Origin of the sequence: Blautia sp. AF19-1 (genome assembly GCF_003479155.1) — a bacterium.
Lineage (GTDB): Bacteria > Bacillota > Clostridia > Lachnospirales > Lachnospiraceae > Fusicatenibacter > Fusicatenibacter saccharivorans.
Genome location: NZ_QUGQ01000012.1, coordinates 80,286 through 106,774 on the forward strand (window position 1 = coordinate 80,286; position 26,489 = coordinate 106,774).

Annotated in this window: 25 protein-coding genes, 1 tRNA gene and 1 pseudogene; 6 read left to right on the plus strand and 21 right to left on the minus strand. The window is 43.3% G+C overall.

Features of this window, described 5'->3' with window-relative positions; genetic code table 11:
* Positions 1 to 204 precede the first annotated feature (204 nt).
* From DWX26_RS09690 to DWX26_RS09700, 3 genes are all read left to right on the plus strand, one after another.
* The gene (locus DWX26_RS09690) at positions 205 to 4,002 is read left to right on the plus strand and encodes a phosphoribosylformylglycinamidine synthase (protein ID WP_117762150.1); all 3,798 of its coding nucleotides are present in this window, start codon (positions 205 to 207) and stop codon (positions 4,000 to 4,002) included.
* Between the two features lie 278 nt (positions 4,003 to 4,280).
* A complete protein-coding gene (locus tag DWX26_RS09695; protein WP_022463214.1) occupies positions 4,281 to 4,808 on the plus strand; it encodes an RNA polymerase sigma factor in 528 nt (175 codons plus the stop codon).
* A gap of 223 nt (positions 4,809 to 5,031) precedes the next feature.
* Complete coding sequence (locus DWX26_RS09700) at positions 5,032 to 6,090, plus strand: lactonase family protein (RefSeq protein ID WP_117762149.1); 1,059 nt, start codon at positions 5,032 to 5,034, stop codon at positions 6,088 to 6,090.
* A gap of 83 nt (positions 6,091 to 6,173) precedes the next feature.
* Here the strand turns inward: DWX26_RS09700 and aroC are convergent, their stop codons facing one another.
* Positions 6,174 to 7,280 (minus strand): chorismate synthase, encoded by a 1,107-nt coding sequence (gene aroC, locus DWX26_RS09705; RefSeq protein WP_117762148.1) that lies wholly within the window; start codon positions 7,278 to 7,280, stop codon positions 6,174 to 6,176.
* Positions 7,281 to 7,498: 218 nt separating this feature from the next.
* Between aroC and DWX26_RS09710 the strand changes: the two genes are divergently transcribed.
* The 3 genes from DWX26_RS09710 to DWX26_RS09720 are packed head-to-tail and all read left to right on the plus strand — an operon-like array spanning position 7,499 to position 11,115.
* The gene (locus DWX26_RS09710) at positions 7,499 to 8,362 is read left to right on the plus strand and encodes a hypothetical protein (protein WP_055228519.1); all 864 of its coding nucleotides are present in this window, start codon (positions 7,499 to 7,501) and stop codon (positions 8,360 to 8,362) included.
* A gap of 15 nt (positions 8,363 to 8,377) precedes the next feature.
* Positions 8,378 to 9,814: a pyruvate kinase gene (gene pyk, locus DWX26_RS09715; RefSeq protein ID WP_022463218.1), complete on the plus strand. Its 1,437-nt coding sequence runs from the start codon at positions 8,378 to 8,380 to the stop codon at positions 9,812 to 9,814.
* A 23-nt stretch (positions 9,815 to 9,837) separates the two neighbouring features.
* Positions 9,838 to 11,115, plus strand: a complete 1,278-nt coding sequence (locus DWX26_RS09720) for a diaminopimelate decarboxylase (protein ID WP_055221426.1) — start codon at positions 9,838 to 9,840, stop codon at positions 11,113 to 11,115.
* A gap of 156 nt (positions 11,116 to 11,271) precedes the next feature.
* Here DWX26_RS09720 and DWX26_RS09725 read toward each other — a convergent pair.
* From DWX26_RS09725 to DWX26_RS09840, 20 genes and pseudogenes are all read right to left on the minus strand, one after another.
* Positions 11,272 to 11,354: transfer RNA gene (locus DWX26_RS09725), tRNA-Leu, on the minus strand.
* A 254-nt stretch (positions 11,355 to 11,608) separates the two neighbouring features.
* On the minus strand, positions 11,609 to 12,799 hold the full coding sequence (locus DWX26_RS09735; protein ID WP_003062094.1) for a site-specific integrase: 1,191 nt from the start codon (positions 12,797 to 12,799) through the stop codon (positions 11,609 to 11,611).
* Between the two features lie 77 nt (positions 12,800 to 12,876).
* Positions 12,877 to 13,080 (minus strand): excisionase, encoded by a 204-nt coding sequence (locus DWX26_RS09740; RefSeq protein ID WP_002322728.1) that lies wholly within the window; start codon positions 13,078 to 13,080, stop codon positions 12,877 to 12,879.
* Positions 13,081 to 13,453: 373 nt separating this feature from the next.
* Positions 13,454 to 13,708 (minus strand): annotated as a pseudogene (locus DWX26_RS09750) (helix-turn-helix domain-containing protein).
* A 3-nt stretch (positions 13,709 to 13,711) separates the two neighbouring features.
* Positions 13,712 to 14,131 carry an RNA polymerase sigma factor gene (locus DWX26_RS09755; RefSeq protein ID WP_003061815.1) on the minus strand — a complete coding sequence of 140 codons (420 nt, stop codon included), beginning with the start codon at positions 14,129 to 14,131 and terminating at the stop codon, positions 13,712 to 13,714.
* A 294-nt stretch (positions 14,132 to 14,425) separates the two neighbouring features.
* On the minus strand, positions 14,426 to 14,710 hold the full coding sequence (locus tag DWX26_RS09760; protein ID WP_002326770.1) for a topoisomerase C-terminal repeat-containing protein: 285 nt from the start codon (positions 14,708 to 14,710) through the stop codon (positions 14,426 to 14,428).
* Between the two features lie 145 nt (positions 14,711 to 14,855).
* A complete protein-coding gene (gene erm(B) / locus DWX26_RS09770; RefSeq protein ID WP_008687088.1) occupies positions 14,856 to 15,593 on the minus strand; it encodes a 23S rRNA (adenine(2058)-N(6))-methyltransferase Erm(B) in 738 nt (245 codons plus the stop codon).
* Positions 15,594 to 15,717: 124 nt separating this feature from the next.
* Positions 15,718 to 15,801: a 23S rRNA methyltransferase attenuation leader peptide gene (locus DWX26_RS09775; RefSeq protein ID WP_001814874.1), complete on the minus strand. Its 84-nt coding sequence runs from the start codon at positions 15,799 to 15,801 to the stop codon at positions 15,718 to 15,720.
* Positions 15,802 to 15,821: 20 nt separating this feature from the next.
* Positions 15,822 to 16,664: an FtsX-like permease family protein gene (locus DWX26_RS09780; RefSeq protein ID WP_003060411.1), complete on the minus strand. Its 843-nt coding sequence runs from the start codon at positions 16,662 to 16,664 to the stop codon at positions 15,822 to 15,824.
* Positions 16,654 to 17,424, minus strand: a complete 771-nt coding sequence (locus DWX26_RS09785) for an ABC transporter ATP-binding protein (RefSeq protein ID WP_003061398.1) — start codon at positions 17,422 to 17,424, stop codon at positions 16,654 to 16,656. Before DWX26_RS09785 ends, DWX26_RS09780 begins: the two co-directional genes overlap by 11 nt.
* Before the next feature lie 166 nt (positions 17,425 to 17,590).
* Entirely contained in the window at positions 17,591 to 17,821 is a 231-nt protein-coding gene (locus DWX26_RS09795) for a hypothetical protein (RefSeq protein WP_003060191.1), read from the minus strand.
* Between the two features lie 15 nt (positions 17,822 to 17,836).
* On the minus strand, positions 17,837 to 18,166 hold the full coding sequence (locus DWX26_RS09800; protein WP_003061243.1) for a DUF3784 domain-containing protein: 330 nt from the start codon (positions 18,164 to 18,166) through the stop codon (positions 17,837 to 17,839).
* A gap of 14 nt (positions 18,167 to 18,180) precedes the next feature.
* Complete coding sequence (locus DWX26_RS09805; protein ID WP_007286202.1) at positions 18,181 to 18,390, minus strand: helix-turn-helix transcriptional regulator; 210 nt, start codon at positions 18,388 to 18,390, stop codon at positions 18,181 to 18,183.
* 1 nt (position 18,391) lies between these two features.
* The gene (locus DWX26_RS09810; protein WP_003061887.1) at positions 18,392 to 18,706 is read right to left on the minus strand and encodes a DUF6442 family protein; all 315 of its coding nucleotides are present in this window, start codon (positions 18,704 to 18,706) and stop codon (positions 18,392 to 18,394) included.
* Positions 18,707 to 18,850: 144 nt separating this feature from the next.
* Positions 18,851 to 19,762 carry a conjugal transfer protein gene (locus DWX26_RS09815; protein WP_003062215.1) on the minus strand — a complete coding sequence of 304 codons (912 nt, stop codon included), beginning with the start codon at positions 19,760 to 19,762 and terminating at the stop codon, positions 18,851 to 18,853.
* Positions 19,763 to 19,778: 16 nt separating this feature from the next.
* Positions 19,779 to 20,786 carry a bifunctional lytic transglycosylase/C40 family peptidase gene (locus tag DWX26_RS09820; protein WP_003059774.1) on the minus strand — a complete coding sequence of 336 codons (1,008 nt, stop codon included), beginning with the start codon at positions 20,784 to 20,786 and terminating at the stop codon, positions 19,779 to 19,781.
* Positions 20,783 to 22,993 (minus strand): CD3337/EF1877 family mobilome membrane protein, encoded by a 2,211-nt coding sequence (locus DWX26_RS09825; RefSeq protein ID WP_003060083.1) that lies wholly within the window; start codon positions 22,991 to 22,993, stop codon positions 20,783 to 20,785. Before DWX26_RS09825 ends, DWX26_RS09820 begins: the two co-directional genes overlap by 4 nt.
* Positions 22,993 to 25,443, minus strand: a complete 2,451-nt coding sequence (locus DWX26_RS09830) for an ATP-binding protein (RefSeq protein WP_003060327.1) — start codon at positions 25,441 to 25,443, stop codon at positions 22,993 to 22,995. The genes DWX26_RS09825 and DWX26_RS09830 overlap by 1 nt, the downstream gene beginning before the upstream one ends.
* Positions 25,421 to 25,819: a conjugal transfer protein gene (locus DWX26_RS09835; protein ID WP_003061368.1), complete on the minus strand. Its 399-nt coding sequence runs from the start codon at positions 25,817 to 25,819 to the stop codon at positions 25,421 to 25,423. Before DWX26_RS09835 ends, DWX26_RS09830 begins: the two co-directional genes overlap by 23 nt.
* 107 nt (positions 25,820 to 25,926) lie before the next feature.
* Positions 25,927 to 26,430: an antirestriction protein ArdA gene (locus DWX26_RS09840; protein ID WP_002323345.1), complete on the minus strand. Its 504-nt coding sequence runs from the start codon at positions 26,428 to 26,430 to the stop codon at positions 25,927 to 25,929.
* Between the last annotated feature and the right edge of the window lie 59 nt (positions 26,431 to 26,489).

The window sequence follows — 26,489 nt, forward strand, 5'->3', positions numbered from 1 at the left end:
TGACGGTTTAGGACGGGAGAGAATGGGTGATGAGTGGGATGGTAGTGCAGGAAAAATGGAATGCGTCCGTCTATTAAGAAACAAAACTTATAAAACATATAAGATATATTAATTTCATTTATAAAGATAAATATGCTATTCTGTAAGTAACGAAAGATTGTCCCGTTTTTGGGGGACTATGATTCAGACAAATGGAGGATAAAAATGAGTACAGTCAGACGCGTTTATGTGGAGAAAAAGCCGGAATTTGCGATTAAGGCGAAAGATCTGAAGCATGAAATCAAGCACTATCTGAACATCCAGACCGTAACCAACGTACGGGAGCTGATCCGGTACGATGTAGAAAATATCAGTGATGAGACATATGAGAAAGCATGTAAAGTAGTCTTTGCAGAGCCGCCGGTTGATATCTGCTATCAGGAAGATTTCCCGCGTGCAGAAGGTGCGAGAGTATTTTCCGTAGAATTCCTTCCGGGACAGTTTGATCAGAGAGCCGATTCTGCCGTACAGTGCGTGCAGTTCTTAAAAGAAGACGAGCAGCCGATCATCCGCTCCGCCGTTACGTATGTTATCGAAGGAGAGATGACTGATGAGCAGTTTGACGCAGTCAAAGCACACTGCATCAATCCGGTAGACTCCAGAGAGACAGGACTTGAAAAACCGGAAACCCTCGTGACAAAATTTGAAGAGCCGGCAGACGTCAAAATCTTCGACGGATTCATCGACATGCCGGAGGCAGAATTAAAAGCCCTGTATGATTCCCTCGGCCTTGCCATGACCTTCAAAGACTTCCTGCATATCCAGAACTACTTCCGCGGCGAAGAAAAACGAAATCCATCCATGACCGAGATCCGCGTACTCGATACCTACTGGTCCGATCACTGCCGCCATACCACCTTCTCCACCGAGCTTACCAACGTGACCTTCGGCGAAGGCGACTACTACGAGCCGATGAAAAAAAGCTACGACCGCTACTTAAGCGACCGTGAGGTACTCTACAAAGGCCGTGACGACAAATTCATCTGCCTTATGGACCTTGCCCTTCTGGCAATGAAAAAACTGAAATCCGAAGGAAAACTCGCAGATCAGGAAGAGTCTGATGAAATCAACGCATGCTCCATCGTCGTACCGGTAGATGTAGACGGAAAAGACGAAGAGTGGCTGATCAACTTCAAAAACGAGACCCACAACCACCCGACCGAGATCGAGCCGTTCGGTGGTGCAGCAACCTGCCTTGGCGGTGCAATCCGTGACCCGCTTTCCGGCAGAACCTATGTATATCAGGCAATGCGTGTGACCGGAGCCGCAGATCCGACCCGTCCGCAGAGCGAGACACTCGAAGGAAAACTTCCGCAGAAAAAACTCGTAAGAGAAGCAGCACACGGCTACAGCTCCTATGGAAACCAGATCGGTCTTGCAACCGGCTATGTCAAAGAAGTTTACCATCCGGACTACGTGGCAAAACGTATGGAGATCGGAGCCGTCCTTGGAGCAGCACCGCGCCGTGCCGTTGTCCGTGAAAATTCCGATCCGGGCGATATCATCATCCTGCTCGGCGGCCGTACTGGAAGAGACGGCTGCGGCGGTGCAACCGGTTCCTCCAAAGTACATACGACAGAATCCATCGAGACCTGCGGTGCAGAGGTACAGAAAGGAAACGCACCGACTGAGCGTAAACTGCAGAGACTGTTCCGCCGCGAGGAAGTCAGCCTTCTGATTAAAAAATGCAACGACTTCGGTGCAGGCGGAGTTTCCGTTGCCATCGGCGAGCTGGCACCGGGCCTTAAGATCAATCTGGACAAAGTACCGAAAAAATATGCCGGCCTCGACGGAACCGAGATCGCCATCTCCGAGTCCCAGGAGCGTATGGCCGTTGTCATCGACCCGAAAGACCGTGAGCAGTTCCTGAAATATGCCGCAGAAGAGAACCTGGAGGCAACCGAAGTTGCAGTCGTAACCGAGGACCCGCGTCTGGTACTCTCCTGGAGAGGAAAAGAGATCGTCAATATTTCCCGTGCATTCCTGGATACCAACGGAGCACATCAGGAGAATGATGTCTTCGTAGAGATTCCAAAAGCAGAGGACACCCCGTTAAAAAGAAGCGGTGACATTGCCGACGTGAAAGAAAAATGGCTGTCCACCCTGTCAGACCTCAACGCATGCTCCCAGAAAGGTCTTGTCGAGATGTTTGACTCCTCCATCGGAGCAGCCAGCGTGCTGATGCCGTACGGTGGAAAATATCAGCTGACTGAAACTCAGGCCATGGTTGCAAAAGTGCCGGTTCCGGATGGAAAAACCAACACCGTTACCATGATGAGCTACGGCTTTGATCCATACGTATCGAGCTGGAGCCCGTATCACGGAGCAGTCTATGCCGTAACCGAGTCCCTGTCCCGCATCGTGGCAGTCGGCGGCGATTACAGCAAAGTCCGCTTCACCTTCCAGGAATATTTCCGCAGAATGACTGAGGATCCGCACCGCTGGAGCCAGCCGTTCGCAGCACTTCTTGGTGCATACGACGCACAGATGGGCTACGGCCTGCCGTCTATCGGAGGAAAAGACAGTATGTCCGGTACCTTCAACCATATCGATGTACCGCCGACACTCGTATCCTTCGCGGTTGACGTTGCAAAATTAAAAGATGTAGTATCTCCGGAGCTGAAAAACACAGGAGACAAACTCGTGTGGATCCACCTTCCAGTCGACGCACATCTGCTTCCAGAGTACGAAGGCGTCATGGAAACCTACAGAAAACTGCATGAGGATATGCAGAACGGCCGTGTGAAAGCCGCTTATGTCGTAGACCGTCAGGGTATCGCAGCAGCCGTATCCAAGATGGCATTCGGTAATGCTCTCGGCGTAACCATCGAGCACAATGTAGACGAGAGAGATCTCTTTACTCCATATATTGCAGATCTGATCTGCGAAGTTCCGGCTGAAAAAGTCGGAGAGCTGGCAAGCACCTACACCGTCATCGGTGAAGTGACAGACAAACCGGTTCTTTCCTATAAAGACACCGAAATCACCATCCGCGAGGCCGTTTCCGCATGGAACAAACCGCTGGAAAAAGTATTCAAGACCGTATCCGGTGCAGAGCTTCCGGAGGTAGATGCCCTGAATGTGGCAGCAGCAGACGAAAACGGAATTGTTGCAGACAGCTGCTATCAGGCAAAGAGCATCCACGTATGCTCCCACAAGCTGGCACAGCCGACCGTATTCATTCCGGTCTTCCCGGGAACGAACTGTGAGTATGACAGCACCAGAGCTTTCGAGCGTGCCGGTGCAAAAGTTATCACTCAGGTATTCAGCAATCTTTCCGCAGAAGACATCCGCGGTTCTGTCGATGCCTTTGAAAAAGTCATCAACCAGGCGCAGATCATCATGTTCCCTGGCGGATTCTCCGCAGGTGATGAGCCGGATGGATCAGCAAAATTCTTTGCAACCGCATTCCAGAATGCGAAGATCAAAGAAGCTGTTACCAAACTGCTGAATGAGAGAGACGGACTTGCCCTTGGTATCTGCAACGGATTCCAGGCACTGATCAAACTGGGACTCGTTCCGTACGGTGAGATTCTCGGACAGACGGAGGATTCCCCGACTCTGACCTTCAACACTATCGGACGCCATATTTCCAAGATGGTTTACACGAAGGTTGTGACCAACAAATCCCCATGGCTGGCAGGCGCCGAGCTTGGCGGTGTTTACACCAACCCGGCATCCCACGGAGAGGGACGTTTCGTAGCATCGAAAGAGTGGATCGACAAGCTGATGGCAAACGGCCAGATTGCAACCCGCTACTGCGATGTCAACGGAAACCTGACCAACGACGAGTACTGGAATGTCAACGGTTCCTACTGCGGAATCGAGGGTATCACCAGCCCGGACGGCCGTGTCTTTGGTAAGATGGCACACGCAGAGCGCCGCGACAACGGCGTAGCAGTCAACATCTACGGAGAGCAGGATCTGAAGATCTTTGAGTCCGGTGTTGCTTACTTTAAATAAAATAAAACCAAAATAGAAGATTCCCGCAGAGAGGAAGAAAGCTCCTTTCTGCGGGAATTTTTTGTCAGAAACAGTAATTTCTGATTTCGAAAGAAAAAATTTGATTATGCGCCGCGGTGCAGTTATAACGCAATATTTTGCTTTATTAACAAAAGTAATAAGGTCAAATAGTAGAAATATTCTGAAAAAACGAAAGATTTCGATAGTCTCAACACATTACATATATGACGGGCCCGGAAGAGAAGGACAGCGAAATAACAGGAGGGAGAAAGAAGTGTATGAGACAAGAGAAGGAACGATTTTTTCAGATCATATTCGAGGAAAACAGTCATGTGCTGTTCCGTTATATCTGCGGTCAGTTGAACAATGACCGGGAGACGGCGAAGGATGTGCTGAACGATGTATGGGAGGTATTGGTGGTAAAATTTGAAACCGTTGCCGATCTCGAAGGAGAAGAGATGACGAAATGGCTGTTCTGTGTGGCAAAAAACAAGATCAAGAATCAGCGCAGAAAACATTATTATCAGAATGAAGTTTCCTATACACAGTATCAGAAAGAGAACAGAAATGAAGGGGAGGCGGCCGCGACAGCCGAGATTGAGGAACGAATGGTGATGCAGAACTGCATCCAGAACCTGAATCCGATGGATCAGCGCATTTTCTGGGGGAGAGCATATGGATTCAGCTACAAAGAGCTCAGCGGATTCTGCAAGAAAAGCGAGCAGGCGCTGCAGTGCCAGTACAGCCGCGCAATCAAGAAACTGCAGGGAATGATGAGTCAGGAAATCAGTCTGACGAGAGCGTAGAAAATGGAAATGGTATGCAGCGGAAACCTCAACTCTTACAATCCAAAAACAATAGAAATATCTAAAAAATTCTCTGCAGGAGAATATCCTGTGTCTAAAAATAAAGTGTTACCGTTTACATATCAAAAATCCGTTTTCCTCGTTGTCGTGGCGCGGAAATTGTGTTAAAATATTTTTAGAAAATTCACACGATGTGCGAGAAGGCAGAAAGGATGAAAACAACATGAAGGATGAGTACGTAGCCTATGTAGGCACTTATACCCATGGAAGCAGCATTGGTATTCATTTATATGATGTAAATGTAGAAGAAGGCACTCTGACAGAGCGAAAAGTCATACCGGTCAACAACTCTTCCCACATTGCCCGTTCCTTAAACGGCAAATACCTGTATTCGATTGCAGATGAAGGCGTTGCAGTGTTTGCAGTGGAGGATGACGGAGACCTGACCCCGATCAACAAAGTAGACATCGACGGCATGCGCGGCTGCTATCTGTCGGTGGACAAAACCGGAAGATACCTGTTCGTGGCAGGCTATCATGACGGAAAAGTAACCGTTGTACATACCCATAAGGACGGCCGCCTCGGAAGTCTGATGGACGGCGTGTTCCACAAGGGCCTTGGCAGTGTGGCAGAGCGTAACTTCCGCCCGCATGTCAGCTGTGTCGTTCCTACACCGGACAACAAATATGTCTGCGCAGTCGACAACGGCATTGACCAGATCAAAATGTACAAGCTGAACACACAGCGTGACCGCCTGAAACTGGTGGATATCCTGCGCTGTGAGCGTGAATCCGGTCCGAGAGAGATCGTTTTCAGTGAATCCGGAAAATACGCGTATGTCATTTACGAGCTGATGAACAAAGTCGATGTATTCAGCTACCGTGATACGGGAAACGGACCGGAATTTGAAAAACTGCAGTCGATCAGCACCACATCCGCGAACGTGGACCAGGCGCACGACGCTGCATCCGGCATGTGCCTTTCCCCGGATCACCACTACCTGTTTACTTCTACAGCCGGAGACAATACCGTAGCAATGTTCCATATCGACCCGGAGACCGGCTGCATGGAGAAGAAGTTTGCACTTCCGATCAGCGGCGAATATCCAAAGGATATTGCAATGTTCCCGGACGGAAAACATATCGCAGTGGCAAACCATGAGTCCAACACGATCACAACATTTACCGTTGATTATGAGAAAAACGTGCTGGTTCAGAAAGGCCGCCCGATGAAAGTGGAGACGCCGAACTGTATTCTGATTACGAAAAAAGGCGTTCACTAAAAAATAACGCAAAAATGCCTGCAGGAAGAACTGTATCCCGCAGGCATTTTTTGTGTTGAAGCCAGAAAGAAGCAGTCCGGCCTTTATTTCTCGTCCAGAGCCCAGACTTTCTTTACATTGTCCAGTTTGGCGCTCATGCCGACGAGCAGTGCGTCCGCCAGGACAAGAGCGGTCATGCATTCCACGACAACAACGGCGCGTGCAACGATGATCGGGTCGTGGCGGCCTTTGATTTCGATGGCAATATTTTCGCCGTCTTTGTTGATGGTCTGCTGGGAAGCAGCAACGGACGGGGTCGGTTTGAAACCAGCCCGGACAACGATATCGCTTCCGTCGCTGATACCGCCTAAAATACCGCCGGCGTGGTTGGTCAGCTTGACAATGGAGCCGTCCGCATTTACATGGAAGGCATCGTTATTGGTAAGCCCGGTAGCTGTGCAGACCGAGAAACCGTCTCCGATTTCCACGCCTTTTACGGCGCCGATGGAGACGAGTGCTTTTGCAAGGTTGGCATCGAGCTTTTCAAACACCGGATCGCCGACACCGGCCGGCATATGGTGAACGACACATTCGACCACACCGCCGACGGAATTTTTTTCCGCCATGGCTTTTGTTAAAAGCTCGGAAGCCTTTTCGGCAGCCTCTGCATCCGGCATATTCAGGGCGTTATTCGCGATTTCAGCGGTATCAAAAGACTGGATTTCCACGTCACCGATGGAGCGGGTGTAGGCGGAAACGGTGATGCCAAGCTCAGAGAGCATTTTTAAGGCAATGGCACCTGCAGCCACGCGTGCGATCGTCTCGCGTCCTGAGGAGCGTCCGCCGCCGCGGTAGTCGCGGAAACCGTATTTTGCATCAAACGTATAGTCGGCGTGGCCCGGTCTGTAATAGGAAGCAATGTCGCTGTAATCTTTGGAATGCTGATCCTCATTCCATACCACCATGGAAATCGGGGTACCGGTCGTTTTTCCTTCGAAAGTGCCGGATAAAATCTGAACGGTATCGGATTCTTTCCGTTTTGTGGTAAAGCGGTTCTGTCCCGGCTTCCTGCGGTCGAGGTAAAACTGAATATCCTCCTCGGAAAGCGAAAGGCCGGCCGGCACTCCGTCCACAACAACGCCCACGCCTTTTCCATGAGACTCTCCCCAGGTGGTCAGTCTGAAGATGGTACCAAATGATGATCCTGCCATATATAAAGTCCTCCTGAATTTTTTCGTATATTTATAAAATAACTGGAAAAGATTTCTAATAAATTATACCGGAAAGTAAAACATTCGTAAAGCTCTTTTTCGGAGACGAAATTCACCGTTATACCGTTTGACAAACGAAAAGGCAGCACGTATAATGAGAATGTATTTTCGGGCAGTGAAAGCCGGTAAAATAAAACAAACAAAAAGGAAGAGTGTGCATGAATTTTTTAGACAAAATGGAGCGAAAATATGGGAGATACGCGTTAAGCCATCTGACGATGTACATTATCGTAACGTACATTGCGGGATATATCATTGCGCTTGCGGCTCCCATCATGAGACAGTATCTGACGCTGGAACCATATTATATTCTGCACGGACAGATCTGGCGTCTGGTGAGCTGGATTCTGATTCCGCCGAGCAGCCTTGATATCTTTACGATCATCATGCTGTTTTTCTATTACTCAATCGGAACAAGCCTTGAGAGAGCCTGGGGAGATTTCAAGTATAATGTTTACATCTTTTCCGGCATTCTGATGACCATTATCGGTTCCTTCCTGCTGTATGGAATCTTATATGCAGTCAACGGATATCCGTCGCTGATGGGAACGGCATTCAGCACTTACTACATCAGCCTCTCGATTTTCCTTGGCTTTGCGATCAGCTTCCCGGATATGCAGGTACTGCTGTATTTCATTATTCCGATCAAAATCAAATGGCTGGCATACCTTGACGTAGCGCTTCTCGCCTACAGCATGATTACCAGCATCATGAGCGGAAACTGGGCAGGATGTGTTGTTATTCTTTGTTCCCTTGCAAACGTCCTTGTGTTCTTCCTGATGACAAGAAAAGGAAAACGCGGCTCTTTCCAGCAGAACAGACGCCGGAAGGAATTTAAAAAGGCCGTTTCAAGAGGCGAAGCCGAATACCGCAATCCGAACGGGATCACAAAACACAAATGTGCGATCTGTGGCCGGACCGAAAAAGATGATCCGAATCTGGAGTTCCGTTTCTGTTCCCGATGCAACGGAAACTATGAATACTGCCAGGATCACCTGTTTACGCATGAACATGTAAAATAAAGAAGGAGAGAAAGTATGAGAAGAACGAAAATTGTCTGCACCATGGGACCAAATACCAACTCCCGTGACCTGATGAAAAAACTGATTGAAACCGGAATGGATGTTGCTCGTTTTAATTTTTCTCATGGAGACCACGATGAGCAGAAAATGCGTATGGATATGCTGAAAGAGCTTCGAAAAGAGCTGAAAACTCCTGTGGCAATCCTTCTGGACACCAAAGGACCGGAAATTCGTACCGGCGTTTTAAAAGATGGAAAAAAAGTGAATCTGGTAACCGGACAGACTTTTACCCTGACAACCGTTCAGGAGACCGGAGATGAAAATCACTGTTCTGTCAGCTACACCGGCCTTACGGAAGATATCAAAGAGGGAGATACGATTTTGATCGATGATGGTCTGATCGGTCTGCGCGTAGAAAAAGTAAATGCACCGGAAATTGTCTGTACCGTAGTAAACGGCGGCGAGCTCGGAGAAAAAAAGGGCGTGAATGTACCAAACGTTTCGATCAATCTTCCGAACCTCACGGAGAAAGACAAAGGAGATCTTCTTTTTGGTATTGAACAGGATATTGATTTTGTTGCAGCTTCCTTTATCCGGAATGCAGAGGCAATTAACGAAATCCGTGAGTTCCTTGTGGCAAACGGAGGAGAGCATATTGATATCATTGCCAAGATCGAAAATGCGGAGGGTGTGCAGAACATCGACAGCATCATCGATGCGGCAGATGGTGTGATGGTTGCAAGGGGAGATCTTGGTGTAGAGATTCCGGCGTGCCAAGTACCGCATGTACAGAAAATCATCATTGAAAAATGCAATCATAAATACAAACCGGTTATCACAGCAACCCAGATGCTGGATTCCATGATCCGGAACCCGCGTCCGACCCGTGCAGAGGTAGCCGATGTTGCGAATGCAATTTATGATGGAACGGATGCGATCATGCTCTCCGGCGAAACAGCAGCCGGAAAATATCCGATCGAGGCAGTTACCATGATGGGAGAGATTGCCGAGCAGACGGAGCGTTATCTGAAATTCGAAGACTACCGCGATGGAAAAGCGCTGGAAGGAAAGCTAAATGTTTCCGCAGCAGTCGGAAGTGCAGCCGTTTCTATGGTAGAACACATCAAAGCAGCCTGCATTGTGACTCCGACGATGTCCGGTCAGACTGCAAGACTGATTTCCAACCTTCGTCCGAGCGTACCGATTTACGGCGTTACCCCATATGAATGGGCAAGAAGAAAAATGCAGCTCTACTGGGGCGTTCGTCCGGTGACCGGATACGAGGAAGATTCTACGGAGAACATCATTTCCCATGCTATGTATATGGTGCGCCGTGAGGAGCTTGTAGAACGTGGCGATATGGTTATTTTTACGGCCGGAGACCCTGCTACTAACGAGGTGACGGGTGAAGGATATATGACAAACATGCTTCACATTATTCAGGCAAAATAAGCAGAAGAAGGAGACAAAAGAGAATGACGAAGAAGCCTTTTGTAACAAAAGAAAAACTGGAAGAAATCGCAGCAGCAGTACCAACTCCGTTTCACATTTACGATGAAAAAGGAATTCGTGAGAATGCGAAAGCGGTAAAGGAAGCTTTTTCCTGGAATCCGGGATTTCGTGAGTATTTTGCTGTAAAAGCGAACCCAAACCCGACACTGATCAAAATGCTGGGTGAATATGACTGCGGATGCGACTGCTCTTCTTACACGGAGCTGATGCTTTCCGATGCGATGGGATTTGAGAAAGATAAAATCATGTTTTCATCCAACGTAACACCGGCTGCAGAGTATCAACTGGCTGCAGAGCTTGGTGCGATCATTAACCTTGATGATATTACGCATATTGATTTTCTTGAGAAAACATTAGGCTACATTCCGAAGAAAATCTGTTGCCGTTATAACCCGGGCGGACTGTTTAAAATCAGCACCGATATTATGGACAATCCGGGAGATGCCAAATACGGTATGACAACCGAGCAGATTTTTGAGGCATTCCGCATTCTGAAGGCAAAAGGGGCAGAAGAGTTCGGCATCCATTCCTTCCTTGCAAGTAATACCGTAACCAATGATTACTACCCAGTTCTGGCAAAAACACTGTTTGAGCTGGCTGTAAAGCTGCAGAAAGAGACGGGCGTGAAGATTAAATTCATCAATCTTTCCGGCGGCGTCGGAATTCCGTACAAACCGGATCAGGAAGGCAATGACATCCGCGTGATTGGCGAGGGTGTACATAAAGTGTACGATGAAGTTCTCGTTCCGGCCGGCATGGGCGATGTTGCAATTTACACGGAAATGGGCCGTTTCATGATGGGACCGTACGGCGGACTCGTTACCCGCGCCATCCATCAGAAACACATCTACAAAGAGTACATCGGCTGTGATGCCTGCGCGGTCAACCTGATGAGACCGGCTATGTACGGCGCTTACCATCACATCACGGTGATGGGAAAAGAAGATCAGCCGTGCGACCACAAATATGACGTAACAGGCTCTCTGTGCGAGAACAACGATAAATTCGCGATCGACCGCATGCTTCCGGAAGTGGAAGTCGGAGACCTCCTCTTCATCCACGACACCGGCGCACATGGATTTTCCATGGGATACAACTACAACGGAAAATTAAAATCTGCAGAGGTTCTGTTAAAAGAGGACGGCAGCTTTGAAGTCATCCGCCGCGCAGAAACCCCGAAGGACTACTTCGCTACACTGGATGGAACACCGGAGTATGAGAAGATGTTTGGAAATAAATAAGAAATAACAACAGTAAAACCCCTTTCAAAAAGAACCATGCGGCAGATGGCCGGTTCTTCGAAAGGGGTTTTCTTTCTTTCAAAAGCTGTTTTTTTGAAGGGAAGACAATAAAAAAGATCTGCATCAACGTTCGTTTTTGCAGATCTTTTTTAGCTATGCCGCTGGCCGGACTCGAACCGGCACGGTTATTCACCGCTTGATTTTGAGTCAAGTGCGTCTACCAATTCCGCCACAGCGGCAGTGTTCGTAATCAGAACAAGATATATTTTACCATAAAAACAAGAAGGACGCAAGAGAAAAAAATGGAATAATTATCATAAAAACTTACTAAATTTCTGATTATCTTTTCATAAGTTGGTAAATGCCGATATATCCCGTATTTTAGGGCTTTATCGGTATTTTCTTTTTGGAAGATACCTTGCATAAGCTGGCATTTACCAGCATGAAAATGCAACCAAAAGTAGTAAATGAGTAGTAAATATAAGCTCCGATATTAACAAGCCAGTCTTTCCAGTTCTGCTTTTGCAGATTGAAATGTACCGTGTGCATAATAGCCAAGTGTCATGGTTATGTTAGCGTGTCCCATAAGATATTGCAGGGTGTTTGGGTTCATTCCTCTGTTTGCCATATTCGTACAGTAAGTATGTCGGAATGAATGTGGTGTGATGTTCGGTAACTTGTCCGTGTGATACTTGTTATACTTCTTAATTAGTCCTCGCACCATGCCCTCATAGTTTCCTGCAACTTTAGGTAAGCCCTCACGGTTCAAGAATAGGAAATTGCTATAACCACCTACAATCAACGGTTGTGCCTTTCCTCTGTTCTTTAGTATTCTTTGGATTGCTTGATAAGCCCGTTCTGTCAATGGAAGTTCTCGTTTTCCGTTTTTGGTCTTTGGCGTTTCAATATAGTAGCCGATTTCGCTGTCTTTCAATAACTGGTGGTCTATATTGAGTATTCTGTTCTGCATATCAATATGCGTCGTTAGTCCGCAAAATTCAGAAATACGAAGTCCCGTTTCCAGCAGAAGCACAACCTCATCATAATACTTGCTGTAAATCTTATCCTTTTCCATAAAGGCAAGCAGGCGTTCTTCCTGCTCTGGTGTAAGGATAACTTTCTGCTCCGTATCATCTTCCAGAACATCACTTAGCTTAAATTCAAACGGGTTCTTTCTGATACAGTCGTCTTGTATCGCCATGTAAAATGACGCTTTCAAGGAACGCTTGTAGTTATCAATCGTTTTATAGGCGTATCCTTTTTCGCTCATTCTGATAGCCCATTCTTTAGCGTCCGACTGCTTAACAGTATCAATCGCCCTCATACCCAATGGGTCATTTTTCAGAGCGTTCATAAGATACTGTCGTCCTTTTTCAGTAGCCCTCTTGATGTTCTTTCTTTGGCTGTTCTTCTTGTCGTAGAGCTGGCAGACTGTCATTTTACCGCCTGCTGTATCGATACCGTCGTTAAGGTCTTTTTTAATCTGTGTTTCTTTTTCCCTCAACGATATATCATCACGCTTTCCAGCAGGTGTCTTGTCTGTCGGTACAAGTTTCCAAGAATAGATAAATTGTGGCTTTCCGTATATATCGGTATATTTATAAACGTATCTTCCGTCTTTTCGCTGGCTCTCTCCATTACGCAAATTGCGATTTTTACTGTCTTTTCGTTTTACATTAGACATAGTGTAAAGCTCCTTTCCGTCATGGAACGAGCCGTGATACGCTATATTTATTATACCATATCTACGGCTCAATGACATTAGATTTCGTCCAATGTATCTATGATTTTTTCAAATTGTTTTCGCTTAATCTGAATACGGTTGCCGTTCACGATAACCCAGCCAGCGTCAAGATTTTCTTCGGCTAATTTACGCAATTTCTTTTCGCCAATGCGGAAGTATTTGGACGCTTCTTCAACCGTCAGCGTATATTTTTCCCAAATAGGCACATCAGTATTGTTCATAATCTATGCACCCCCCTTTACTGTGTGTCGTTTTTTACAAGCAGGCAGACGGCTTTGGAAAGCTCCATTAGTATCTCAACTATTCCCATTCTTGTGGGCAGAACCGCACCATGCGGACGTATCATTATTCTGTGAGGATAGGTCGTGGCAAAACAACTTTTCCAACAGTCGCTCTCGGATCACTGCGTGGGTCGCTCGCTTTCTTTTGAAAAGGTCGTGGCGTACAGTCCCCGTGGCTCGCCATCTCACAAACGTATCTGTCTGCTTTATTCAGTTGTCAAAGAGCTGTGGTGAAAGCGTGTTGCTTTCATATAAAAGCAGGTGGCAGAGCAGGAAAGAGGGGGATATTAAATCATGCTCCGCTAAAAACTGCTTATTCTTCTGGTTCTAAGTCCATATCTTCAATATCAAAACCTAAAATCATTTTGATAAGTGCTTCTCTGATACGTCCTTTTAATTCCATATCTACAACGATATAAACATTGCCGTATTCATCATAAAGTGAACGCAAACAGCACTTTGATATGTAAGGGTCATAAAATGCCAGTAATTTTTCAATCGCTTTTTCGTTTCAATCCATAGCTGATGAAATCAAGTAATAAGACGGTTTCTTAAATAACTGTTTCATTTTCTAATGTTCCTCCTTGAGTATTTTTTTCATAGTTTCCAAAGCGTGATGTCGGTTTCTAAATACACCGCTTTGCGTGATTTTCTGCAAGTTGGCAATTTCACTTTCTGTCATTTCCAAGAAGTAATACATCAACAGAGTATTGCGTTTTCTTTCTGGAAGTTTCTTCAAGGCTTCTGCCAATTCATCATCAAGGACACGAATATCAATGCCACATACTGAAAAGATTGTATAATCTGTTTCGTAGTCGTCCCAAACAGCCATTTTATCAACAAGGACATCTGGCAATTCGCTGAAAGATATTTCTTTATTCTTACGACGGTTTAATTCCTTGTAATAATCTTTCACGACACTACGGACAACTTTCTTTAAACAACTTTCAAAACGACATTGAACTGTTTTCTGGAAGTCAGACGGTTTCATCAATCTCACCTCCTTTCCTTTATGATTTGAAAAGTGTTTATCCCTCTTTCCGCACCATATAAGGACAGCTAGGTGTGATTTAATGACCTCTTTTGAAAAATTTTTTAAATTTTTTCGGGTATGAAAAAAGCCCGCACAAAACATATAGTCTGTACGAGCCTTTAAAGCTAAAACATAGTAATATTGTATCATTAAGAATCACAAATCACAAGTGATTTGTGATTAATCACTTGTGATTTGTGATAAGTGATTTGTGATTAATATATAAAAGCCCTCTTTAAAGGGCTTTTATGTTTATTTTGAAAAAGAGATAAAATCAATATATCCCTTTTCCCCAATTTTTACAACGGCATTGTAGGGCTTTTTCTCTTTGTTTTTGATTCCTTTTACCAGGGTTTCTTTTCCCTCCAGTAATTCTTTTACATTCGTTTTGGTTAGTTTTTTCTTTCTAAAATGTTCAGCTAAAGTAAACTTACATTCAGGATAATTTGAACAACCATAAAACGATTTTTTTAATACAATATTGTTGCCACACTTAGGACATTTTCCTACAAGGGGTCCCGAGCGCTTAGTGGGAATTTGTACCCCTTATCGATACAAATTCCCCGTAGGCGCTAGGGACCTCTTTAGCTTCTTGGAAGCTGTCAGTAGTATATCTAATAATTTATCTCCATTCCCTTTAGTAACGTGTAACTTTCCAAATTTAAAAAAGCGACTCATAGAATTATTTCCTCCCGTTAAATAATAGATAACTATTAAAAATAGACAATACTTGCTCATAAGTAATGGTACTTAAATTGTTTACTTTGGCGTGTTCCATTGCTTGATGAAACTGATTTTTAGTAAACAGTTGACGATATTCTCGATTGACCCATTTTGAAACAAAGTACGTATATAGCTTCCAATATTTATCTGGAACATCTGTGGTATGGCGGGTAAGTTTTATTAAGACACTGTTTACTTTTGGTTTAGGATGAAAGCATTCCGCTGGCAGCTTAAGCAATTGCTGAATCGAGACTTGAGTGTGCAAGAGCAACCCTAGTGTTCGGTGAATATCCAAGGTACGCTTGTAGAATCCTTCTTCAACAATCAGATAGATGTCAGACGCACGGCTTTCAAAAACCACTTTTTTAATAATTTGTGTGCTTAAATGGTAAGGAATATTCCCAACAATTTTATACCTCTGTTTGTTAGGGAATTGAAACTGTAGAATATCTTGGTGAATTAAAGTGACACGAGTATTCAGTTTTAATTTTTCTGACGATAAGTTGAATAGATGACTGTCTAATTCAATAGACGTTACCTGTTTACTTATTTTAGCCAGTTTCGTCGTTAAATGCCCTTTACCTGTTCCAATTTCGTAAACGGTATCGGTTTCTTTTAAATTCAATTGTTTTATTATTTGGTTGAGTACTTTTTCACTCGTTAAAAAGTTTTGAGAATATTTTATATTTTTGTTCATGTAATCACTCCTGAAGTGATTACATCTGTAAATAAATACAGAAGTTAAACGATTTGTTTGTAATTTTAGTTATCTGTTTAAAAAGTCATAAGATTAGTCACTGGTAGGAATTAATCTAACGTATTTATTTATCTGCGTAATCACTGTTTTTAGTCTGTTTCAAAACAGTAGATGTTTTATCTACATTACGCATTTGGAATACCAACATGACGAATCCCTCCTTCTTAATTACAAATTTTTAGCATCTAATTTAACTTCAATTCCTATTATACAAAATTTTAAGATAACAGTCAAGAACATATCTGCACAAGTTGTAGATATACCATAAATGCTGATAATCAACATGATTACGCTTACCATCAAATAAGTAAGTGTTTCTTGCTTATTAAAATTATCCATAGTACAACGTGAATTCCAGAGAAAAAGAGAAATCGCACCAAGAATAATACTTAAAACAAAAATGACATTTCTTTTTTTACTGTCACGGAACATTTTCTTTTCATTTTGTTTGTCAAAATAAAGAAAATCACGTATCGTCATTTTACTTATTCTTCTTAATAGATTAAGCAAAACCAAAACATAAATAGTTAAAAAATAAATTATCAATAGTCCAATAGAAACGAAATTCAAAGAAATAAAGAGAGTTTTTGGAATACCCAGTAAGTTTACAATTACTAACGACACAAACTGGCTGAATAAAAAGCCAATAGGAATAGCTAATACAAATGCTAAAATTCCCAACAGTATATTTTCAATTACAACTAAGTGGGCAATTTCTTTTTTCTTAATGCCAAGAAGCATATATGTTCCTAATTCTTTACTTCTTTTTTCAAACATAAATTTCGTTGTATAGTTGATCAAAAAGCATATCACAAAAATAATAAGAATATTTACAGCGAACAATGAATTCTTAAATGCATCCATACTGGAACATAACTTTACAATTTCATCAGAATTTGCCACCAAATTAAAAGCAAATATAAGAGAAAAGGATGCAGTAACGGTTATCAGATAAATCAAATAATCTTTAATATTTCTTTTTGTATTTCTATACGCTAACTTACCTAACATTTCCCACTTCACCTCCGAGCAAGGTTAATATATCCAGTATTTCATTGAAGAAATCTTTTCTGCTTTTTTCCCCTCTGAAAATTTCATTGAATATTTTACCGTCTTTCAAGAACAAAATACGTTCACAGAAAGACGCACTAAACGGGTCATGTGTTACCATTAAAATAGTAGCCTGCATTTTCTTGTTGATTTCAGACATTGTTTCCAGTAATAATCTGGAAGCTTTTGAGTCCAAAGCTCCCGTCGGTTCATCAGCTAAAATCAGTTTCGGTTCATTGATTAAGGCTCTAGCACAAGCACAACGCTGTTTTTGTCCGCCAGAAACTTCATAAGGAAATTTCGATAAAATATCACGAATACCCAATTTATCGGCGATAGCATGAACTCTTTTCTCAATATCAGTAGGGTTCTGTTTGTTGATAACCAATGATAAAGAAATGTTTTCTCCAATCGTTAAAGTATCTAAAAGGTTGAAATCTTGAAAAATGAACCCTAAATTTTCACGTCTGAAATCAGCAAAATCTTTATCCTTGATTTTGGTAATATCTTGATTATTGACTGTAATGTGTCCGCTGGTTACAGTATCAATCGTAGAGATACAGTTTAATAGGGTAGTCTTTCCAGAACCACTAGCTCCCATGATTGCGACAAATTCGCCCTTATCTACATACATAGAAATACCGTCTACTGCCTTTGTGATATTTCCAGAGTTACCCCCGTAGTATTTTTTTACTTGCTCTAAATTTAAAATGTGTTCCATTAAAAATCGCTCCTTTCTTCCTGCCACATTTATTTGTTTTGGAATACAATTAAATTATAGCAAGGGCAGTATTCAATTACACTTACAGTTTTGAAAGTAAACAGAGAGTAAAAGAGCCGTGATAATGCAGATCACAATTTTGTGAAGCATTTCCACGACCCTTTTATTATAATTTTGCCTTTGTCTTTTTCGTAATGATATAAATATATTCTTCTGGTGTAGGGCGTTTATTCCCAAAATACTTTTTGAAATTTGCCTGCACCTCTGGGTCGGTGCTATTCATAGCTTCATCAATCGTAGCTTCAATATCCGCCCGAACATCAGCCAATGATACACCGCCAGCTTTTGCACCAGCTTTCAATGCCTTTTTTATATCTCTTTTGTTCAGTCCTATCATATTCATACCTCAATTCTACTTTTTAAAGCTAATAAGTTTTCCATTGTATTTTACAATGATGAATATGATATAAAACACTCCTACAACAATCAAAATAAGACCTATGTAATAGCCTAATTCAGAATGAGAGATTAAATTGATAATCGGCATAACAAGAATACCAATACTAACCAGTAAAGTGCCTATTCCTATTTTTTTTGTAAACACCTTTTTATCTTTAGGGTCAAGTTGTGTATAATGATAACCATGTAATAAAGTAATATTCTCTTTTATACCTATTTGATAAGATGTAAAAAGTAAAAACAATCCTATAACTATTTCAACAATCAATTCCTCTAATTCCATAATCGTTCTCTCCTTTAATCAAAATAAAATAATTCTTCAAATTTTTTATCTAAAGCTATACAAAGCACTAATGCCAATTTTGCTGTTGGATTAAATTGTCCAGTTTCAATAGAACTAACTGTATTCCGAGAAACCCCGACTAGTTCAGCTAATTCTGTTTGTGATAATTTTTTTTCTTTTCGTACAGTTTTTAATCTGTTTCGCAAAATTAAATGTTCGTCCATTCTATAAACCTACCATTAAAAATTTATAAAAGTAATACCCCATAAATAGAAAAAAGAATAAAGCAATAACAAATTTGGATTTATTTTTTGAAATATGTGCTTCATAACCCATAGAGCCAAATGCCACAGACCCAATAATTGTCATTATGTCATAGTAAGGTTCTTTACAAACTGCTTTAATGAAAAGAATTAAAATGCAGATAAATAAAACAAACATTAAGCCAAAAGATTTCCCTTGAAGTTTAATATGTTTTTCGTATTCATCAAGATATAGATTCTCTTTTTTGTTTTGTGATAGTATTTTTTCTTTATCCATTATATAACGCTCCCTTCAAATAATACCAAGTACACTTGTCATTTATATTATAGCATTCGGTCATTACAAGTCAATATTTTTGCACAGTTTTCTTGTCGTTTTGTAAAAGCGTGCAAATCTGATAGGAAATGCACGCTATATCATTTATCCTACAATCTTCCAGTTACTATCCTTATGTAGCACAAGCTCATACTGCGATACCTGCGTCGCTTTTGTCTGATTATCAATGAATTTTACCGCAACCTTGACTTTCACATTGTCGCCGTCCTTTATAAAGATAGGGTTTACCAGTTCAGAATAAAGGTAGTCCCTGCCGATAGGTTCAATCACATTTCCCAATACATAGTAAGCAAGCTCTTTTTCCGTCGCTGTTGGGTACAGCTTAAAGAATGTTTCCAGAAAAGCGGTAGCGTCATTTACCGTATCAGCGTCCACGCTTGCGTCTGCTTCTGGTGTCTTAGGCTCATAGTCTGATTTTTCAACTGCTGGTGCAAGGGTAGGGTTTTGAACGATTACCATATCCCCGTCTGCGTCCACATAGACTTTTACAGTATAGGTTGCTTTCACATTGCTTGTCTGTTCTCCCTCTTTTATCTGCTGATCTACTTCGTAGGTAGCAGAAAAAGTGTCCGCTCCCGATTGCTCGATATGCCATACAATCACATCTGTAACCGTGGAGCTGGTCGGTATATCGGTTCTAATGGTGTCTACATTTAAGTCCTGCAATTCCTTTGTCAGATAACCGCTGATTGCCTGCGTCCTTGCTTCGATAGCTTCTTTGCTGTTATCCCATGTGTAATAGGACTTCGCAAAGTTTTTCACGAAATTTTCTATCCCGTTGGTGTCCTGCAAGCAAAGTTCAATGATTTCTTTTTCATGGGTGGTGTGCTGGTCGATAGCCGTAAAATTCTTATACACCCCAAAGCTCACGCTTGCGACAAGCACCACCCACAACGCAATCACGGTTTTCTTATGTGTGCCTACCTTGACAGTACGCACCTTTTTTTCTTTTGGTTCTTTGATAGTTTCTGTCTGTTTCTTATTCTTCTTAAACATATTTTTCAAGTCCTTTCTATTGTTTTACTCGTCCTGCACCGATTAAGTGCTGTTGCCAGTAACTACTACTTAGGTCTGCATATCCTATCGGGTCGCCTGCGTGGTACATCTGTGTCGGCGAAACAAGAATACCGACGTGTGTTACATACGAACCAGCGTTATAGGTGGAATGGAAAAACACCAAATCGCCTGCTTTTGCCTGCGAGAGTGGCAGATGTTGGGTTGCGTCATACTGTGCTTGTGCTGTTCTCGGTAAGGAGATACCAGCTTTTCCATAGCACCATTGCGTCAATCCCGAACAATCAAAGGAAGTATTCGGGTTACTGCCACCATACACATACTTCCAGCCTTGATATTTCAACGCTTCATTCATTACCTTTTGTGCCAGTTCTCCCGATACCTGCGGAACTGCTAAATACTGATTGACTACTTCCACATAGAACATATTTCCATAGCCATACCGCCAGCCCCCATTCTTAGCAACGGCTATCGGGTTGGTGTAGGTTACTTTCTTTCCACCCGATTTCTCACGGGCGAAGCTCTCTGCAAGATTAAAAGTGTGTTTTTTTCCTTTTCCTGCCACATATCCCACATAGCCACCGCCATAGTTATAAGACTGTATCGCTACATTCAAGTCGTCGATACCTTGATTTTTGCAGGAAGAAAGCAGGGACGCAAAATACTTACACCCCTGCTTGATTGAGCTTTCCGTATCTAAGGAATTAGGCGGTAAACCAAGACTTTCCGAACTCTGCATAACATCTTCTGCCGTACCGCCACTTTCTACTTGAATGATAGCAAGTAACACATTGACATACTCGGAGATACCGTTTTCTCTGGCGTATTTTTCTACCATAGGCTGATGTTTCAAGACTTCTGCGGATAGGTTCATACCCGTAATGCCAGAAGAAAAATTGCTGTTCTCGTCGTCGCTGTCCGCACTAATGAGGACGCCAAAGAAAAGCACCAGAGAAAAGAGGATAGGAAACAGACTGCCAATGATAGCGATATGTTTCAGTTTCATTTTTTCTTCTGTCCTTTCTTCGTTACAAGGTTACGGGTTTTCTCTATGGTCTGCTGGTTCTTCTGGACGCTCTGGGTCTGCTGAACCTTTATCCTGCGGTCTTTGGTGTCATTCTGGCGTGTTTCCTGCGATACCACTTTTTCTACATTCTGCCTATGTACTGTCTGTGTAGGCTGGGGTGCTTTCTTATCAGAAGCACCAGAAGATAACGGACGCTCTTTGATAACATTTGTCTTGACTGGCTCACTTGCTTTCGGAGTTGGAGCTGTGGCTGGGCGTTTGACTTCCTGCATTTTTTCAACACTCGGCTTTGGAATGGTTGAAGCTGTGACTGGTCGCTCATGGGGACGGGTAGCTCCCGTTGTCGCTGATCCGTCAGCCTTTCGCTGTACCTGCCTTGCTTCTTGTGCCTTTTGAAGCTCCATACGTTTGTCAGCGATATTTTTCTTACGCTGTTCCTGCTTTTCCAAGCGTCCCGTCTGTCTGGACTGCTGTTCCTGCACCATGCCACGCTTGAAGTCGGACACGCTGGACTTTGCCTTTTCCTTTGCGGAATACACCGCATAAGCGGTCTGTGTCGGCATATCCTTGATATTCTCTTTGACAGCGTTTGCCTTGTCTTTCACTTTATTTTTCGTATCTAAAACAGCACCGACTTTTGAACCTGCACGCTGTCCCATGCTGGAAGTGGTATTGCCCCGATTTTCTTTAGAAGCCGTATTTTTTCTTTCGGCTCTCTTGCCAGCAACGGCACTTCCAGCCACCGCACCAGCTACACCGCCCGAAATACCGCCAGCACTTACCGCCCTTGCAATACGGTGTTCCATACGCCTAGCCCGATGTCGCATAAACAGATACGGTCTGCGGAATATGCGTCGTCCCATGCTTTGACTGTCGCCAGCATTAAGTGAGAACATACTCATTAAGTCGCCCAGCTTCATGTAGATACCAGCGAAACATACTATCTGCAAGAACGCCACCATAAAGAATGGGTAGTCTGTGGAAATGTTGTAAAACATACTGGAAATACTAAATGCCACCGTTACAATGAGCGTTATTCCTGCCCGTGTCATTATGGTATTAAATACTCTCACGATTGCCTGCTTTGCCATGCTTTCATAGCTCGGTATCATGGAAAGTAAAAAACTGATAGGTAAAAACATTGCAAAGATAATAAAAAGTATCTGGCTGAACAACATCATGCCCGTAAGCAAGAATACAAATATCGTGATACCCAAGTTAAAGAACAAGAGGAAGAACACCATACCCAAACGGTTCACGACCTGCGGTATTGTCAGATTGTTATTGTCGTTGTCCTCGATTTCTGTTTTCACGACTTCCTCTCTGGTTTTCCCGTCCTCGTCCTCTGGACTTGCCGATACGAGAGCTTCTACACGGTCTGTCCCGATTTCTTCTGCGTTGCTGTTCCCGAATTGAAGCAAGAGCCACGGCTGTTCCACTTGAATAGAAAATAGGCTGTCCCGTATCAAGTCCACGCTGTCCTTACCCTCGCTGTCGGAGTTAGGGAGCATGATTTTTGTTCCCAAATCCAAAGAAGCGGTACTGATGTCTGATGAAAATTCATTTATCTTCTTGATATAGTCGGGAGCATAAGCAATAAATGAAGCGGACAGCACGAACACCACCACAAAGTTGATAACAGCGTGAAGTGCTTTGCTGGTTTCCCGTTTTATCAGTCCCGTATAAGCAACGTACATTCCCACCACTAAGATAATGAGAAGCAGGAAACCAACATAGAAGCCCGTAGAAGAAAAGCCGTTCTCGGTAACGCCTGCAAGGGTCTGTATGCTCTTTCCGATACTGTCTGCCATATCATTGATGAAGTCCAGCTTATAGGCTTCCTGCACCACATAGCCCGTTGCATTACTCAAATACAAACTGATAGTCCAGACAAAGTTGGTAATGCAGTACAGCCCGTATTGTACCGATTTTCCGATACCGTCGAGCCAGTTCCACGGAAGCCACGACCAGCTATTATCGACGAAAAAATCAAGCTGGTAGTTGGAAAGGGGATATTTTGAATAAAGATTTTCTGCGTTTATGGTATCGTCTACAAGCCCCGTCGCATGAGCCACCGTCCCCAAAAGTGAAAGCAGGATAAGGGAGAGTGCCACCACGAACAGAGCCATTTTGAGAAAGTGGAAAATCTTCTTTTTTGTGAACACACCTTTTATCCTTTCTTTCATCACTCCACCTCATTTCTCTGTACGGGCGGTCTGGTATCAAAGGCGTGTAGCAGTTCTTCAAAGACTGGGTGTATCTGCACCACACCGACACGCCCGTATAAGTCCTGCAATAAGCATTGTCCGTTCTCCAAATCACGCAAGCGTTTCTGGTTGTTCTCATCGTCCTTGTCGATACCGAAAAACTCTAAGGTCTGCTTTATCTCGTTTATATCCGTGCTTCTAAATGCAAACTTTAAGCCGATATTGTTTTTCAGACTTTCCTTTGACACGTCATAGGCAGACTGGGTAACGAAATAAACGCCTGCCTGCATAGCTCGCCCAGCACGAACCAGCTTATTTGATAAGGTTTCTCCTTGTGCCACATTTAAGAACGCCCACGCTTCGTCTAAATCGACAATCTTAAAAATGCTTCTGTCCGAATGGATAAAATCAAGGGCAAAGGTACTAATCACAATCAGCATAGACACAGACAACAATTCAATGGTCGTGTATTCTTCAAAAGTGGTATCTTTATCTGGCAGTACAAGGTCGGCTACTTGAATGATATTGAGCTGATTATCCAGACTGATAGCATTTTCTACCGTACCGTCTGAAAACAGCAGGTGTGCAAAGTCGTAGTCCGTGAAGCTGTCGATATGGTCTGCGATATTTCTTGATATGGGCGTATCTTCACGGCGTAGCTCGTCTATCACATGGAGCAAGCCCCGACTGTCGCTCTGGGTAACGGAGCGTACTGCCTTACGAAGTACGGGGAATTTTTCGCCGTCCCTTGAAGAAATACCCGTAAGGAATGTTAAGATGTCGATTGCCAGACTTTCAGCGTCTTTTACATTCTTCATAATCACAAACGGGTCAAGAAGCCCTGCATTGTCCTTATCGCTGGTAAGATTTACGATATTGATTTCATGTGCAATCTCTGGGAGCGTTTCTTTCCAGTTACCACGCTCACTTTTAGGGTCTAACAGAAGTGCTTGACCGCCAAACAGCACCGCATAATATACCAGAAGATTGTTACAGAACGATTTCCCACCGCCAAGCGAACCGACAAAAGCAGACGCTAAAGCGTTGGTAACTGTACCTTTTACACCTTGACTGGCAAGGGACGGTTGCAGGTACACATTTCTTCCCGTATCAACAGAATAGCCCATATAGATACCCGTAGTTTCTCCTAACTGCTGTGTCGCACCAAAGCCAAGCCCAGCTAAAAAATCTGATTTTACATACTGCACATAGTCATTGATATATCGCTTGCTGGCTGGTAAAAATTCAGAATGAAGCCCCAGCATATCCCCAGCAGGACGCACCAGCTTTACATTGAGGTCGTCGTAAAAGTCCTTGACTTCATCACAACGGCGTTTCAGCTCGTCAAGATCGGGTGCAGACACCCGTATGACGTAGCTTAACTTATACATACTTTCTTTTGTCTGGTCTAAATCAGTTTCCAGCTCGTCCACGCTGTCTAAAGCGTCCACCACATTTGAGCTGGTTTCACTTCCTGCTTGATAGGCGTGATTATCAAGGTCTTTCAGTTCCTTTTTCTTGTTGCGGACGGTCGTTAATGCTTTCCGATTTTCCACGATTTCTACATTCATGCTCGTATCAACGGGGAATGTGAATTGCTGTTGCTGGAAATAGAAGATTTCAGACGACGGAAAATCAAGCTCTCCTACAATCGCATTGACGGTAAAATAGGACACATAGCTTTCCTTGTCCTCATGTTCCAATCGTAAATACCGCTGGCTTTCCTCAATCACACACCTTGTCGGACGGATAAGGTCGTAGTATTTTATCAGCGTCTCTTTGTTCAATTTTTTCTTTGGTAGCTGGTACTCATAATCTTCATAAGCGATACCGTCCCTGCCGTAAAGATGTTCCATGAGATACCCAAAATCATGGATTTCCAAGCGACGCACCTTAAAGCGACGGGAGATTTTATTTTCCAGTAACTTTTCCATTTTTATGTAACGGTTGATTTCATCATTCGGCATGGAAACAAAATCATTCATCAGCGTGTGGTTCACTTCATGGAGAAATTCTGTGAACGTCAGCCACACCGATTTTTTGATGTTCTTCAGATTGAGCTGTTCTTCCGTAACCATGAGCTTAAAGCCAAGAAAAAAGCGGTAGTCCACTTGATTGTCCCCAATCATAGATACTAACGCTTCGGTCTGTTCGTCTATCTTCTGGCAGGCAACTTCCTTTAATTTTCCAGTTACCAGCTTCTTTGACTGTTCCTGCATACTGCGGATTGAGCTTTCTGTGGCAATCTGCAACGCATGAATTTTACCCTCACGGGACTGTGCGATAAGCTGTCGGAAACTGTCATGCACGATAAATTTCTGCTCTGCGGATAGAAAAGAATAGTTGTATGGTATCAGCTCATAGTAGGCGAACACCTCATTGTCCTTGTTCCAGACAAGGTTATTGTCAATATATTTTATCGGGAACATAGTTCACACTCCTTACTGCCGTGATTGTTTCATTCAATATCTGCTTATGCAGTTTTACGGCTTTTCCTGCATAAGTGATTTTTGGTCGCAGGGCATAGGTTATCTGTGATTTCAAAAAGCTGTACGGCTTCTTTCCGTCAAAGGTTTTCTGCGACATGAACCAAGTGAGAGCAACGGGAATACCAAAGTATTTGAGAAATGCTCCCTCAATCATGGAAAGTGGGGGAATATCCCCAAACAGAATGATGATAAATTCCGTAATCACAAACCATGTAATCTGTGTAAAAGTAACGGGAAAGGGTAAGTTAAAGTCATTGATTGCATACAAGACTTTTTCCACGTTCCAGATACCCGTGTAGCTTTTAATCTTTTTCAAGTTCTTTCAGCTCCTTTCAAAATAGAAAAGGACAGCCATTTTCAGACTGTCCCTTAAAGAGAAATACGCTGTCAGTAGCAACAATGCTTGTCGCTGATCTTCCAGCGTTAATATGGTATCTCGCACATACCTCGGCTTGTTTCAATAAAGCAACCGCCCATATCCAAATCTCGCCCGTAGGCTTCATAGTCAATGTAATTCTGTAAGCTGGGTGGAATGTCCCCAAGTGCCTGCAATTCGTCTATGTAGTAGTAGGCAACATCTGTCATGGTTTCACAGTCGGGATAATAGTAAATATCGTCCTTATGTTCCACGACTTCTTCCAGCGTCCCATAGTGGCTGATAAATTCGTCCAGACACTCTACAATATAGTCGGGAAGTTCCTCTATCATTTCATACATCTCATTGAGTTCTTCAATGGAAACATACTCGCCAATCGCAATGGGAAAGTTGTCGGTATCATGGATAGCGTATTCCTCATACTGTTCATTCAAGCCGATTTTTTCTTTCACATCTTCCTCGTCAATGGGGAACGTGAACCAAGCACCGACTAAATAGCCCTCATTGTATTTGCCAAGATTAGCAATATAAACCGCCATATCATCAATCATAAGCACCACGTATAATCCAATTATCTTAGATGGTAATTGGATTTTTCCTTTCTCCCAGT